The sequence below is a fragment of the Saccharothrix sp. 6-C genome, from assembly GCF_016695385.1.
In the GTDB taxonomy this organism is placed as follows: Bacteria; Actinomycetota; Actinomycetes; order Mycobacteriales; family Pseudonocardiaceae; genus Actinosynnema; species Actinosynnema texasense.
Genome location: NZ_CP064192.1, coordinates 3,605,622 through 3,619,662, shown reverse-complemented (window position 1 = coordinate 3,619,662; position 14,041 = coordinate 3,605,622). Strand labels below are relative to the sequence as shown.

General features: G+C 72.1%; 5 protein-coding genes and 6 pseudogenes. 3 read left to right on the top strand and 8 right to left on the bottom strand.

Annotated elements, in window-relative coordinates; all coding sequences use genetic code 11:
- Nucleotides 1–47: 47 nt before the first annotated feature.
- Both IOD16_RS15475 and IOD16_RS15470 read right to left on the bottom strand, forming a co-directional pair.
- Nucleotides 48–632 carry an FMN reductase gene (locus IOD16_RS15475; protein WP_123741401.1) on the bottom strand — a complete coding sequence of 195 codons (585 nt, stop codon included), beginning with the start codon at nucleotides 630–632 and terminating at the stop codon, nucleotides 48–50.
- Entirely contained in the window at nucleotides 629–1,717 is a 1,089-nt protein-coding gene (locus tag IOD16_RS15470; protein ID WP_201440619.1) for an LLM class flavin-dependent oxidoreductase, read from the bottom strand. Before IOD16_RS15470 ends, IOD16_RS15475 begins: the two co-directional genes overlap by 4 nt.
- Nucleotides 1,718–1,857: 140 nt before the next feature.
- Between IOD16_RS15470 and IOD16_RS15465 the strand changes: the two genes are divergently transcribed.
- Nucleotides 1,858–2,952 carry an acyl-CoA dehydrogenase family protein gene (locus IOD16_RS15465; protein WP_236595006.1) on the top strand — a complete coding sequence of 365 codons (1,095 nt, stop codon included), beginning with the start codon at nucleotides 1,858–1,860 and terminating at the stop codon, nucleotides 2,950–2,952.
- A 61-nt stretch (nucleotides 2,953–3,013) separates the two neighbouring features.
- Here the strand turns inward: IOD16_RS15465 and IOD16_RS41490 are convergent.
- The 6 pseudogenes from IOD16_RS41490 to IOD16_RS41255 form a co-directional block, all read right to left on the bottom strand.
- Nucleotides 3,014–5,089, bottom strand: a pseudogene (locus tag IOD16_RS41490) (DNA gyrase subunit A); the annotation flags it as partial.
- A 390-nt stretch (nucleotides 5,090–5,479) separates the two neighbouring features.
- Nucleotides 5,480–6,361, bottom strand: a pseudogene (locus tag IOD16_RS41485) (LAGLIDADG family homing endonuclease); the annotation flags it as partial.
- Between the two features lie 12 nt (nucleotides 6,362–6,373).
- Nucleotides 6,374–7,708, bottom strand: a pseudogene (locus IOD16_RS41480) (DNA gyrase subunit A); the annotation flags it as partial.
- A gap of 30 nt (nucleotides 7,709–7,738) precedes the next feature.
- A pseudogene (locus IOD16_RS41265) lies at nucleotides 7,739–8,377 on the bottom strand (toprim domain-containing protein); the annotation flags it as partial.
- A 6-nt stretch (nucleotides 8,378–8,383) separates the two neighbouring features.
- Nucleotides 8,384–9,853 (bottom strand): annotated as a pseudogene (locus tag IOD16_RS41260) (ATP-binding protein); the annotation flags it as partial.
- A pseudogene (locus IOD16_RS41255) lies at nucleotides 9,830–11,233 on the bottom strand (ATP-binding protein); the annotation flags it as partial. The pseudogenes IOD16_RS41255 and IOD16_RS41260, both read right to left, overlap by 24 nt.
- A gap of 157 nt (nucleotides 11,234–11,390) precedes the next feature.
- On the opposite strand from IOD16_RS41255, the gene IOD16_RS15450 reads away from it, so the two are divergent.
- Together IOD16_RS15450 and IOD16_RS15445 are read left to right on the top strand one after the other, a co-directional pair.
- The gene (locus IOD16_RS15450; RefSeq protein ID WP_236595005.1) at nucleotides 11,391–11,876 is read left to right on the top strand and encodes a hypothetical protein; all 486 of its coding nucleotides are present in this window, start codon (nucleotides 11,391–11,393) and stop codon (nucleotides 11,874–11,876) included.
- Nucleotides 11,877–11,984: 108 nt separating this feature from the next.
- Nucleotides 11,985–13,991, top strand: coding sequence for a hypothetical protein (locus IOD16_RS15445; protein ID WP_236595004.1), 2,007 nt, complete (start codon nucleotides 11,985–11,987; stop codon nucleotides 13,989–13,991).
- The last annotated feature ends 50 nt before the right edge of the window (nucleotides 13,992–14,041 follow it).

Here is a 14,041-nt window from a genome sequence, read left to right as displayed (position 1 = left end):
CGCCCCGACCTCGGTCAGGTCCATTTCCGCCTCGCCGCGCGTGCTGCTCACCGTCCGGCGAGCAGCTGGTCGAACGGCACGAACCCGAGGTCGGCGGGCTTGGCGGGCGCCCGGCCGACGAGCAGGTCGGCCAGCTCCCCCGCGGCCCGGTCGACGCGGCCGGGCAGCCCTTCGGCGCCCCAGTCCGACGACGCGGCGTACACGCCGGTCGGCACCACGATCGCCCGCAGGTAGGCGAACAACGGGCGCAGCGCGTGGTCGAGCACCAGCGAGTGCCGCTCGGTGCCGCCGGTCGCGGCGATCAGCACCGGCTTGCCCGCCAACGACTCCGGCTCCAGCACGTCCACGAAGGACTTGAACAGCCCGCTGTAGGACGCGTTGAACGTCGGCGTCACGGCGATCACCGCGTCCGCGCCGACCACCGACTCGACCACGTCGCGCAGCCGGGCGCCCGGGAACCCGGTGACGAGGTTGTCCGCGATGTCGCGCGCCACGTCCCGCAGGTGCACGGTGCGCACCTCCAGGTCGGGCACGAGCCGTTGCGCGGCCTCGGCGAGCCGGGTCGCCAGCAGCTGCGTGGACGACGGCGACCCGAGCCCGGCCTGCACCACCGCGACGGTCGGGTGCGTCATCGTGCGTTCGCCTCCGAGGTGGCCGCCGCGAGCAGGGACCGGTGGGTGGGCGCGTCGGGCACGTCGGCCGGGCGGCCGACCGCGAACTCGCGGCGCAGCGTGGGCACGATCTCGCCGAGCAGGTCCAGCTGCTCCAGCACCGTCTTCAGCGGCAGGCCCGCGTGGTCCATCAGGAACAGCTGGCGCTGGTAGTCGCCGAAGTGCTCGCGGAAGGTCAGCGTCTTGTCGATGACCTCCTGCGGGCTGCCGACGGTCAGCGGGGTCTGCTCGGTGAACTCCTCCAGCGACGGGCCGTGCCCGTACACCGGGGCGTTGTCGAAGTACGGCCGGAACTCGCGGACGGCGTCCTGCGAGTTGCGGCGCATGAACACCTGGCCGCCGAGGCCCACGATCGCCTGGTGCGCGGCGCCGTGCCCGTGGTGCTCGTAGCGCTCGCGGTAGAAGGTGATCAGCCGCTGGAAGTGCTCCTTGGGCCAGAAGATGTGGTTGGCGAAGAAGCCGTCGCCGTAGTACGCGGCCTGCTCGGCGATCTGCGGGCTGCGGATCGAGCCGTGCCACACGAACGGCGGCACGTCGTCGAGCGGGCGCGGGGTCGAGGTGAACGACTGCAACGGCGTGCGGTGCTTGCCCTCCCAGTCCACCACGTCCTCCCGCCACAGCGTGCGCAGCAGGGCGTAGTTCTCGATGGCCAGGTCGATACCGTCGCGGATGTCCTTGCCGAACCACGGGTACACGGGCCCGGTGTTGCCGCGACCCATGATCAGGTCCACCCGGCCGTCGGCCAGGTGCTGCAGCATCGCGTAGTCCTCGGCGATCTTCACCGGGTCGTTGGTGGTGATCAGCGTGGTGGCGGTGGACAGGATCAACCGCTCGGTGCGCGCCGCGACGTAGCCGAGCATGGTCGTCGGCGACGACGGGACGAACGGCGGGTTGTGGTGCTCGCCGGTCGCGAAGACGTCCAGGCCGACCTCTTCGGCCTTGAGGGCGATGGCGACCATGGCCTTGATGCGCTCGGCCTCGGTCGGCGTCCGCCCCGTCGTGGGGTCGGGCGTCACGTCGCCGACGGTGAAGACACCGAACTGCATGGCCACTCCTCGTTCAGGTAGTTGCGCTTTCAACTAACTGGCACAACGGTACCGGGTCGACGGCTATTCCGGTGTTGTCTGGTGGCGCAGAGCACGCCAAGGTGTGTGTCACGGGTCACCGATGGGGGAGGCACGGCACGGTGGTGCACGGCACTGCGGCGCACGGCGCCGGGCACGGCACGGAGCGGCACGAACTGGTGCGCCGCGCCGCGGGGATCGTCCCGGTCCTGCGCGCCCACGCCGCCTGGGGCGACGAGCACCGCAGGCTGCACGAAGGCGCGCTGGAGGCGATGGCCGACGCCGGCGTGCTGCGGCTGCGGGTGCCCGCCGCGCACGGCGGCCACGAAGCCGACCTGGCCACGGTGGTCGGGGTGATCGCCGAACTCGCGCGCGGCGACGGGTCGGCGGCCTGGACGGCGGCGGTGTGGGCCATCTCCACGTGGGTCGTCGGCCAGTTCCCCGAAGACGTGCGGCACGAGGTGTTCGCCAAACCGGACGTGCGGGTGACCGGCATCCTCAGCCCCACCGCCACGGCCGAACCGGTCGGCGGCGGGGTGCTGGTCAACGGCCGGTGGGCGTTCACCACCGGCGCGCCGCAGAGCCACTGGACCACCAACGCCGCGATGCTGCTGCCCGACCGCGCGCCGGTGGCGCTGGCCATCCCGCTGGTCGACCTCTCGGTCGTGGACGACTGGCACACCACCGGGCTGCGCGCGACCGGCAGCGTGACCACGGTGGCCAAGGACGTGTTCGTGCCCGCGGAACGGGTGCTGCGCCTCGATCCCGTGCTGCGGGCCCACCCGCACGCCGCCGCGCCGATGTTCCGCGCGCCGTTCGTGCCCGCCGCCTGCGCCACGGTCAGCGCGCCCGCCGTCGGCCTGGCCCGGGCCGCGGTCGACGCGGCCCGCGGATCGGTCCCGGCGTCGGGCCTGCGGGAGGCGACGGTGCTCGCCGACGAAGCCGAGTTCCACGCCCGCCGCACCGCCGCCGTCGTCGACCTCAAGGCCGCCGGCGGCGAGGAGTGGACACCCGAGGACCGCGCCGGCGTCCGCCGGGACCTCGGCGAGGCGTGCTTGCGGGCCCGGGACGCGGTCGACGTGCTCGGCGGGGACAGCCCGACACGACACCGCATCCAGCGCGACATGCACGCGCTCAACCTGCACGCCATCCTGCACCCCAACGCCAACCTGGAGCGCTACGGCCCGGTGTTCGCGGGCAGCCGGCACGACGGCTGACGACCCCGGCCCCGGCGGTGGCGCGAACGAGCACCACCGCCGAGCCGGGCGGACCGACCGGTCAGTCCCGTTCGACCAGGTGACCGACCACGTCCGGACCGGGGTGGGCGTGACCGGAACCGTCACGGCGCTCGTCCGCCGCCGGCAGCTCCACCGGCGACCCGTTGCGCGCCGCACCCGCCGGCCTCGGCCCCACCCAGGCCAGCGCCAACTCCATCTCCCCCTTCAGGAACCGGTGCGCCCGCACACCGCCCGTCGCCCGGCCCTTCGCCGGGTACGCGGCGAACGGTGTCACCTTCACGCTCTGCCCGGTCGACGTGACCACCATCGGCTCACCGTGCTCGTCGTCGTCCGTGCGCACCGCGCCGAAGAACACCACCCGCGCGTCCGACCCCACGTTGATGCCCGCCATGCCACCACCGCGCAGACCCTGCGGGCGCACCAGCGAAGCCGGGTACCGCAACAGCGACGCCTCCGACGTCACGAACACCAACGTCTCGTCCGCGCCGCTCAACCACGACGCGCCGACCACCTCGTCACCCTCCTTGAGGGTGATCACCTCGAACTCGTCCGACCGCACCGGCCACTCCGGCGCGCACACCTTCACCGTGCCCGACCGCGTGCCCAGCGCCAGCCCCGGCGACTCGGTGTCGGTCAGCGGCGCGATGCCCACGACCCGCTCACCGGCCTCCAGCTCCACCAGCTCACCGGCCGCCATGCCCCCGCTCAACGACACCGTGCCGCTCTGCTCCGGCAACACCGGCAGCGGCAGCACGTCCGTCTTGAACGCCCGACCCCGGTTCGTCACCACCAGCACCTGGCCGCGCGCCGTCGTGTGCACGGTCGCCGCCACCGCGTCGTGCTTGATCCGCCCGTTGCGGCGACGCGCCTCCGACGACTCCTCCGACTCGGCCGCCGTCCGCGCCACCAGGCCCGTCGCGGACAGGATCACCTGGCACGGGTCGTCGGCGACCTCCAGCGGACCGGCGGGCCTCGACGCCGCCAGCACCTCCTTCAGGTCGCCGTCGAGCAGCACCGTCCGCCGCTCCTGCTGCAGGTCCTTGGCCACCTTCGCCAGCTCGGTCGACACGACCTTCTTCAACACCGCCGGGTCGTCCAGGATCTTGCTCAGCTCGGCGATCTCGTTGCGCAGCTTCTCCCGCTCCGCCTCCAGCTCCAACGAGTCGTAGCGGGTCAACCGGCGCAACGGCGTGTCCAGGATGTAGGTCGCCTGGATCTCGGAGAGCTCGAACTTCGCCATCAAGCCCTCCTTCGCGGCGGCGGCGTTCTCGCTGCCCCGGATGAGCTTGATCACCTTGTCGATGTCCAGCAGCGCCTTGAGCAGGCCCTCGACCAGGTGCAGCCGGTCCTCGCGCTTGCGCCGCCGGAACCGGGTGCGCCGGGTGACCACCTCGTAGCGGTGCTTGAGGAACACCTCCAGCAGCGCCTTGAGCCCCAACGTCCGCGGCTGGCCCTCCACCAGCACCAGGTTGTTGATGCCGAACGACTGCTCCATCGGCGTGAGCCGGTACAGGTCGGCCAGCAACGCCTGCGGGTTCACGCCGACCTTGCACTCGATCACCACGCGCGTGCCGTTCTCGCGGTCGGTGAGGTCCTTCACGTCGGAGATCCCGGTCAGCCGCTTGGACTTCGTCACCTCGTCGGTGATCTTCTCGATGATCTTCTCCGGGCCCACGCCGTAGGGCAGCTCGGTGACCGTGATCGCCTGCCTGCCCCGGCTGCCCTCCAGCAACCCGGTCTCGACCTTGGCCCGCATCCGCACCACGCCGCGCCCGGTCTCGTACGCCTTGCGCACCTCGTCCAACCCGAGCAGCACGCCACCGGTCGGCAGGTCCGGGCCCGGGATGAACTCCATCAGCTTGTCCAGCGTCGCGTCCGGGTGCGTCACCAGGTGCCGCGCCGCCGCCACGACCTCGCCCAGGTTGTGCGGGATCATGTTCGTCGCCATCCCGACCGCGATCCCCGACGTGCCGTTGACGAGCAGGTTCGGGAACGCCGCCGGCAGCACCGTCGGCTCCTGCAGCGAGCCGTCGTAGTTGGGCCGGAAGTCGACCGTCTCCTCGTCCAGCTCGCCGACCAGCAACATCGCCGCCGGCGACATCCGGGCCTCGGTGTTGTGGTTGACGAAGCCACCGGCCAGGAACGAGTGGTCGTCGGACTCCACCCGGACCGAGTAGACCTCGGCCGGCTCGCACGCCTCCACCCCGGTCACCGCCTCGAAGCGGTACCCCGAGTCCATGACCGGCAGGATCGTCGCCAGGACCTCGGTGTCCTTGATCCGGTCGATGATCCGCAGGCGCTCGGTCTCCCACCGCTCCACGCGGTCGAAGTTGTGCTGCGCGAGCCACTTCCGGCCGCTGCCGCGGCGATCGAAGTCCAGCGCGCCGCGGACGTAGTCGGCCACGAACGGAACGCTGTCCGCGCTCGACCGGTGCGCCCGCAACGGGGAGCGACGGAGCAGGACGTCCAACTCCGCCTGCTTCGTCCTGAGGAACCCGACGCGTTCCGCGAAGGCGCGGACGTTCCGGAGGCCCGACACCACCAAGCGGTGTTCCTCCGAGCCGCTGGAGCGCCGGTACTGGCGACGAGTGGCGATCACGCCGAACTCAGCCAGCAGTTCCTGCAACTGCGCAGCCAGCTTGGCGCTGTAGGTGCTGTACTGGATCGTAAAACTGTTGTCCGCCTCGCGACAACCACCATCACCCTCGAACGCCGCCATCAGGAACGCGCGCTTCACGCCCCAACCGCCGTTCCACACGAACTCAGGAACGAACTTCTCACGGGCCTGGTGACCGATGAATTCCGCGAGCACACTGTTCCGGAAGGCTTCCATGCCGCCGGCGCAGTCCTGGATGTCGATCTCGTGGATCAGCTTCCCGTCCTGACGGGTCTGCCGCTGCGAGACGTACCGCCGGCCGGCGACCACTTGGTCGTACGCGTGCAGCACCTCGCCGAAGAAGTGCTCGTCGGTGTTGGTGAACCCCGCCCGGGTCTCGCCGGCGCAGCCCTCCGAGACCCACGCGCCACCGAGCACGCCCAGCATGTACTCCTGCGCCGTGGGCACCACCTGCGACCAGGCGTTGCGCGCGACCGCGACGACCGCGCCGGGCTGGAGCTCGTCAAGCCGGCGCCACTGGAAGATCGGCACGCCCATCGGGGCTTCCAGGCAGAGCACGAGGTGGTTCTCGCTGCCCCGCACCGAGAAACCGGACTTCGTCGTCATCCGGATCGTCGGGTGCACACCGGAGTTGAACACCTTGTCGACCCGAACGGCCTTGCCGTCCTTGTCCAGAACCTCGAAATCCGCGTCGGCTTCGGAATCCGCCGGAAGTCCCACCAAGTCCGCGATGCGCGGGCTCGTGCCATCCGCGAGGCGAATTCGAGTATCACCGACGACGCAGTAACGGCTCGCGGCCGGTCCGTCGTCCGGGGAACCGAAGTTCCCGTGCCCGTCGACCAGCGGGGTGTTCAGGGAGAAGTCCTGGGCCAGGCGCACCATCGCGTCGTAGATCGCGGTGTCGCCGTGGGGGTGGTACTTGCCCATGCAGTTGTGCACGACGAAGCCGCTCACCACGAACGCGTGCTCCGGGCTCGACACCCGGATGTCGAAGGTCGTGTCCGGCGCGGCCGGTTCGACCGAGACGACGTGCGGGAACGGCTCGTCGGCGGCGTGCCGGGCGTTGCGGATCACCTGGACCAGGCCGTCCTGGCGCGGGCCGACGCCGGTCCAGCGCAGCAGCGCCACGGCCAGCGCGGCGGCGTCACGGCCGGTGACCGCCAGGACCGCCCCGTCACGGAGGGTGCGCACGCCCGCGTCGGCGAGCACGGCGTACTCCGCGTCGCCGCCGGGCAGGACGATGTCGCGGCCGTCGCGGACGTGACCGGAGGCGATGAACAGGCCCGCGACGAACGGCGTCCACGCCGACCGGTCGCGCAGCACGGCGTCCAGCCGGCCGGTCGCCGCCGCTTCCAGCTCGGCGTGCCGGGCGAAGACGAGGGTGAGCCGGTCGCCGTCCTTCTCCCGGGACACGGTGACGTCGTGCGCGATGGCCCAGCCGTGCGCGATGTCCACGGCGTCGACGTCCGTGGACTCCAGCCGCACCCGCCGGTCGGCGAGCACGTCACCGGACGCGGCCACCAGGCCGAGCACGAATCCGGCCGCGTCGCCGTCGGCGAGCAGGTTCGCGTGCCGTTCGGCGCCGAAGCCGGACGTGCGGGAGCCGACGAGGTCGCGGGCGGCGGTCCAGTCGCCGTCGGCCCAGCCGTCCCCGGTGTGGAACCGCTGGCCGGGCGTGACGAGCATCGAGTGGCCGTCGGACCACGTGACGCGCACCAGCTCCGACACCGGGTTCTCGTAGACGGCGTCGACCTCGACCGGCTCGCCCCGCCCGTCCAGGACGCGGTCGCCGATCTCGATCTGCTCGATCGGCCGCAGCCCGTCCGGTGTGGAGACGAGCGCGCCGCGCACGAAGCAGTCGCCGACCACGCGGGACGACTTCACGTACGCGCTGGTCGGGCGGTAGCCCTGCTCGTTCATCGAGAACAGGATGCGGCGGTGCACCGGCTTGAGGCCGTCCCGCGCGTCGGGCAGGGCGCGGGAGTGGATCACCGAGTAGGCGTACTCCAGGTAGGAGTCCTCGATCTCGGTGGTCAGGGAGTTGTCGAAGACCTGGGCGCCCGCGCGGTCGAAGGCGGACGGGTCGACCCTGGTCGTGGGGGTCTTGCGGCGTGCCATGGTCGGTCGTTCCCTCGTGTGTCAGGCGGGTCAGATGTCGATCGCGGACTGGTCGACCCGGGCGGAGGACTCGACGAGCCACGCCCGGCGCGGCTCGACCTTCTCGCCCATCAGCAGCTCCAACGCGGCCTCCGCGGCCTCCGCGTCGTGGATGGTGATGCGGCGCACGGAGCGGGTCGCGGGGTTCATCGTGGTCTCCCACAGCTCGTCCGCGTCCATCTCGCCGAGGCCCTTGAACCGGGGCACGGGCTTGACCACCGTCTTGCCCGCCTTCTCCAGCCTGGCGACCTTCTGCTCCATCTCGCGCTGGGTGAAGGTGAAGTGGGTCTCCGGGTTGCGGCCCTTGGTCATCACCTTGTGCAGGGGCGGCATCGCGGCGTAGAGCCGCCCGTCCTCGATCACGGGCCGCATGTACTTGGCGAACAGGGTGATCAGCAACGTCCGGATGTGGGACCCGTCGACGTCCGCGTCGGCCATCAGGATGACCCGGCCGTAGCGCATGGTGGTGAGGTCGAACGTCCGCCCGGTGCCCGCGCCGAGGACCTGCACGATGCTGGCGATCTCGACGTTGCGCAGGGTGTCGGCGAGGCTGGCCTTCTGCACGTTGAGGATCTTGCCGCGCAGCGGCAGCAACGCCTGGTACTCCGACACGCGGGCCATGCGCGCGCTGTTGTGCACGAAGACACCGGCTTCGAGCGCGAAGTTGTGATAGCCGTCGACCGTCAGGTCGTAGACGTCGGCGGTCTCGGTGAGCGGTTCGACCGAGGCCACGCTGTGGTTGACGTGGGACGCGGCTTCCCGGAGCCGACCGAGGTCGCCGTCGAAGCCGTCGAGCAAGCGGTCGAACTTCAAGCCCGTGCGGGCGTTGACCAGCCGGTCCGCCTCGTACGCCGAGCCGATCTCCGCGTCGGTCGACGACAGCAGCGGTCGCAGTCGCCTGAGCGCTGCGATCCGCCTGCCTTCGACCTGCTTGGCGACGCGGTCGGCCCTCGACACCGTCTCCACGTAACGGTGGCGGCCCGCCTGCACCTTGGCCAGGTGACCGGTGCCGGAGTCGAGCATCCGCGCCTTCATCCGGGCGGAGTGCCGCTCCCCGAACTCGGGGTGCTCCTGGTGCCAGGCGACGACGGCGGCGCGTTGGCGTTCCCGCTCGGCCGGGTCCGCGAACTGGTCGGTCGTGGCCTTCGAGCGCCAAGCCAGCAGGTCCGGGTCCTGCCACTGCGCCAACGACCGCTCACGCCACTGCGCCCGTCGGCTCGGGTCGGCGAAGTACGCCCTGACGCGTTCCGCGGCTTGCGCACGATGCTCGGGGTGCGCCCAATAGGCCGCTTGCCTCTCGCGCATTCGCTCGGCGTACTCGACGCGCTCGTCGTCGGTGAGCGATGCGTACCAGTCCTGGAATCCCTGCTCGATCCGCCGCCGGAACGCGGGGTCGGCGTTCAAGGCCGCCAACCGCGCCAGGCAGGCTTGCCGGAAGTCCGGGTCCTGCCACTGCGCCGACAGCATCGCCGACTTGAACTCGAGTCCGCCCTCGGCGAGCCAAGCCCGGTAGCCGGCGTGGACGTGCTCACCCATCATCGAGGCGTGCAGGGCGGCGTGGTCGTCCCACGTCATCCGGCGGAGGTTGCGCGGGTCGTTGTTGCGCTTGTCGACGTCCACGTGGTGGCGGACGGCGCCGTTCTGGGCGCTGTCACGGCCGTGCCGGAGGTTGTACGCGTCGGCGAGGTAGTGCGTGTAGACCCACTCCTCGCGGTCGTTCATCCAGATCCGCTCGTAGCCGTCGAGCTTGTCGCCCGAGGCCTTGGCCGAGATCGAGCGGTACAGCGGCATCAACGAATCGCCCGGTTGGAGCTGGTCCGCTCGCCGGTAGGAGCCGTCGCGAAGCCGGAACAAGTGGTCCGGGGTGCAGCGGACGGATTCGCCGCTGTCGAGCGTGACCCGCACCAGCGGCGCGTTCCGCTTGGTCAGCCGGGGCTCCACGAGCGGTGCGACGACGACGCGGCCGGCGCGGTTGGTCGTGTAGCCGAAGTGCGTGACACCACGTCCCCAGTCGGCGGTGAGCTGCGCGAAGCTCATCGCACGTCCGGAGGCCAACGCCACCATCGTGTCACCGGTGAAGCAACCGAGGGCGCTGTCGCCTTCCACCAGGAACAGTTCGCTACGCGAAACACCTGTGGTGCGGCAGTCGACGAGTTTCGCGGGCATCGCGGCGCCTTCGAGGGCCGTCTTGCGGCGGGCGGCGTCCTTCTGCTGCTTCTGGGTCAGGCGGACGCGGGAGGCGTCGACGACCTTCTGCAGGACGATCTTGGCCTCGGCCTTGGTGCGGCGGTCCTCGGTCCAGGCCTTGAGGTGCTTCTCGACGAGGGTGAGCGCCACCTTGGTGATGCCGGCGGTGGAGAGCTCGTCCTTCGTCTGGGAGGTGAACTGCGGTTCGGGGATGCGGACGTGGACGACGGCCGTCATGCCTTCGAGGACGTCGTCCAGGGTCGGCGGGTCTTCCTTGGGCTTGAGCAGGCCCCTGGTCTTGCCGATGGCGTCCTGGACCGACTTGAGCACGGCGCGTTCGAAGCCCCGGCGGTGGGTGCCGCCGTGCACGTTGCGGATGGTGTTGGTGAAGCACTCGACGATGCGCTCGTAGCCGGTGCCCCAGCGCAGCGCGATCTCGACCTCGGCCTGGCGCTCGACCTTGGACCGCATGACGCCGTTCTCGTCGGCCGCGTTCTCGTGGTAGACGCCGGTGCCGGTGATGAGCAGCGTGCCGGTGACCGGCTTGTCGCTGCTCGGCGCGAGGTGGTCGACCATGTCGACGAGGCCGCCCGGGTAGTGGAACGTCTCCTCGCCGATCGCGTCGTCGGTGGCGACGCGCAGGGTGTAGGTCACGCCGGGCACGAGGAACGCGGTGTTGCGCAGCTTCGTGCGGACGGCCTCGACGTCGAGCGCGGCGCCGTTCTCGAAGTAGCGGGCGTCGTGCCAGTAGCGGGTGGACGTGCCGGTACGCTTGGTGCGGCCGGTGACGCGCAGGCCGGACTGGCGGGTGAAGCCGGCCTCGGGCCCGGGGCCGTCGAACACGCCGGGGACGCCGTGCGCGAACGACATCTCGTGCGTCTTGCCCTCGCGGCGGACGGTGACGTCGTAGCGGAGCGACAGGGCGTTCACGGCGGACGCGCCGACGCCGTGCAGGCCGCCGGAGGTCTTGTAGCCGGAGCCGCCGAACTTGCCGCCGGCGTGCAGCCGGGTGAGGACGAGCTCGACGCCGGAGAGGCCGGACTTGGCGTGGGTGCCGGTGGGGATGCCGCGGCCGTCGTCGTCGACCTGGACGCTGCCGTCGGCGTGCAGGGTGACGACGATCTTGGTGGCGTGGCCGGCCACGCCCTCGTCGGTGGAGTTGTCGACCACCTCGGTGAACAGGTGGTTGATGCCCCGGCTGTCGGTGGACCCGATGTACATGCCGGGGCGCTTGCGCACTGCCTCCAGACCCTCCAGGTGGGTCAGGTCGTCGGCCCCGTACAGGATCTCAGCGGTCACCGGGTCGTTCTCCCCAGGTCGTGGCGTGTGTCGAGCGGCGTTCACGGTAGCCGAGCGAGGCGGGCGACCCGCGCGGTCCCCGGTGACCGGATACGGTCGGGCACGTCGTCGGTGTGGTTCACCCGTGATCTTGTCATACTCGAACACAGGTTCGAACATGGAATCACAACGGAGCAGGCGGGCCCCGGGAGTTCCCGGCGTGCCGGGTACCCGGCGCAGGTCCGGTCCACGCGCGGGGCGGGCGTGGGTGGTCGCCGCGGTGCTCGGCGGCGTGCCGTCGACCGCGCACGCGCTGTGGACCGGTGGTGACGTTCTGCGGTCGACGCGGGCGGCGGCGTCCTTGCTGGGCGGCACGGGTGTGATCCGCGGCGCGGTCGCCCACCTCGGCGTGTCGGCGTGCTGGACGGCGGTGCTGGCGGCCGTGGACCGGCGGTGGCCGCTGGACGCGCGCACGGGCGCGGTGGCCGGCGCGGTGATCGCGGTGGTGGACCTGGAGCTGGTCGGACGGTGGTTCCCGGCCGTCCGGGAGTTGCCCCGGGCGGCGCAGTGGGCGGACCACGTGGCGTTCGGCGCGCTGGTCGGAGCCGCTCTCAGGTCCACAGTGGACGAGCGTGGGGCACCGCGCCCACACTCGTTCGGGTGACATCCGCGTAGAGTGCGGGCGTTCCCGCGCAGTCGTGCCTGGAGGTGATCGGGCGCCTTGATGTTCCGACGTGCCGCACCGAAGGAGCGTGCCCCGCAGGTGGAGCCGGTGGTCGAACGAGAGCCCGTCGCGCCGCCACCGGCGCCCGCACCCGCGCCGGCGCAGTTCTCGGCCTCGTTCGCCGGGGCGACGCTGGTGGTCGGGCCGCCCGGTGGCGCGAGCCCCGCCGCGGTCGCGCTCGGCCGGAGCCTGCCGGTCGACCGCGGTCGCACGGTGGTCGTCGTCGAGCCGCCCGGTGGCGACGAGACGTCGTTCTGGCCCGCCGTGGCCGCCGCGCTGCACGGCCGGGGGCCGGTGCGGCTGATGACCGCGCACTCCGGGTCGATGCGGCCGACGGCGCCCGCGCAGTGGCTGAGCGAGCAGTTGCAGGCGGAGGTGGTGGCGCCGGACGGCGCGGTCACCACGGTGCCGGGCGCGGCGTTCGTCGCGGGCAACGGCGGGTACGGCTGCTGGCTGCGGTTCCTGCCGGGCGCGTCGCCGGTGCCGATGGGCCGGCGGTTCCCGGTGCCGAACTGGGAGGCGGTCGACCCGAACACGCCGTGGCCGACGGGCGAGGTGGGCATCTCCGAGCCGATCCCGGCGGGGTTGTGGCTGCGGGCGCAACGCGCGCAGTTCGACCCGCAGGCGCCGGACGCGCGGGCGGTGATCGGGCTGCCGTGCCGGGACAACGTGCTGACCGTCGTGGTCGGCGGGCCCGGCCAGCCGCCCATCCCGACCGACGAGGTGTGCCGCCTGCTGGGCGGGCTGCCGTCGGTGGCGCGGTCGCGGGTGCGGCTGGTCTGGTACGGCGGCGAGCACCAGGCGCAGGCGGTGGCCGACCAGCTCGGTGAGCCGATCTCGCTGTACACGGGGCTGCCGGTGGGTTCGGTGCGCAGCGGCGCGGCCGTGGTGGCGGTGAACCCGCGCGGTCAGCAGACGTGGCGGCCGTACGTGACCGAGGTCCGTCACGCGCCGGGTGGCGCGCCGGTCGTCTCGGGCTACCGGGTGCCGGTGCAGGGGCTGGTGGAACGCGGACCGGGCATCTTCGACCTGGGCGGCGGCGTGGTGCTGGAGGTCGTGCCGTCCGGGCTGTGGGTGCGCGACGCGGAGGACAACGGGCCGGAGGTGCGGTCGCTGCCGGTGGACCCGGAGTGGGCCCGGCTGACCGTCGGCTCGCCCGGCCGCACGACCGCGGGCGCGGTCGCGGTGGCGGGCGCGTCGCTGGTGGAACGGCTGGAGCCGGAGGTGCGGCGGCTGCTGAAGGTCGTGTTCTGCGACCCGTCGCCGATGCCGCGTCCGCCGGTGGCCGAGGAACCGCCGCCGCCCGTGACGGCCGACGAGCCGGTGCCGCTGAGCGTGGACGGCCCGCTGGCGGACACCCCGGCGCCGGTGTGGGGCGAGCAGCTGGGCGAGGAGGTCGTGCCGGTCGACCACCGCAGCACGGAGCCGGAGCGCGACGCGCTGCGGCGGATGCTGGGCGAGCGGTACGGCGAGCACGCGGCGGTGGCGTGCCGGCACATCGTCGAGCGGCCGGACGACCCGGAGGCGTTCGAGGCGGTGGTGACGGACCTCGCGGCGGTGTCGGCGTGCTTGCGCGACGACGAGGAGGTCCTGGTCGAGGCGCTGCGCAGCGGGAAGCTGGGCCGGTTGTGGCCGTACGCGGCGTCGGTGGTGTCGGGGCTGCGACGGCTGCCGACGCACCGGGGCGTGACGGTGTGCTGGGGTGAAGCGCGCCGGTTCCGGACCGGTGACGTGCTGGTGGAGCACGGTCTGCTCAACACCGTGGCGGGGCCGGAGGTGCCGGTCGACGGGCGGGTCGAGTTCCTGCTGTGGTCGGCGACGGGTCGGCGGGTGTCGGTGGTCGACTCGTTCGGCAGCGTGATCCAGGAGCGGGTGCTGTTCGCGCCGGGCACGGCGTTCAAGGTGCTCGCGGTGGTGGAGGCGGAGGAGTCGGCGCCGATGCAGGTCATGGCGCAGGAGGTGGTGGGTCGGCACCACGAGCTGCCGCCGGGTGTGCTGGGCAGCCTGGAACGGGCGGCGATCGCCCTGCGCGACCACGCCCGCGCCACGGCGTGAGCGGCGGTCGCGGCAGGTCGGGGCCGGCGGGCCGGGTGTAGGCGGGTGGG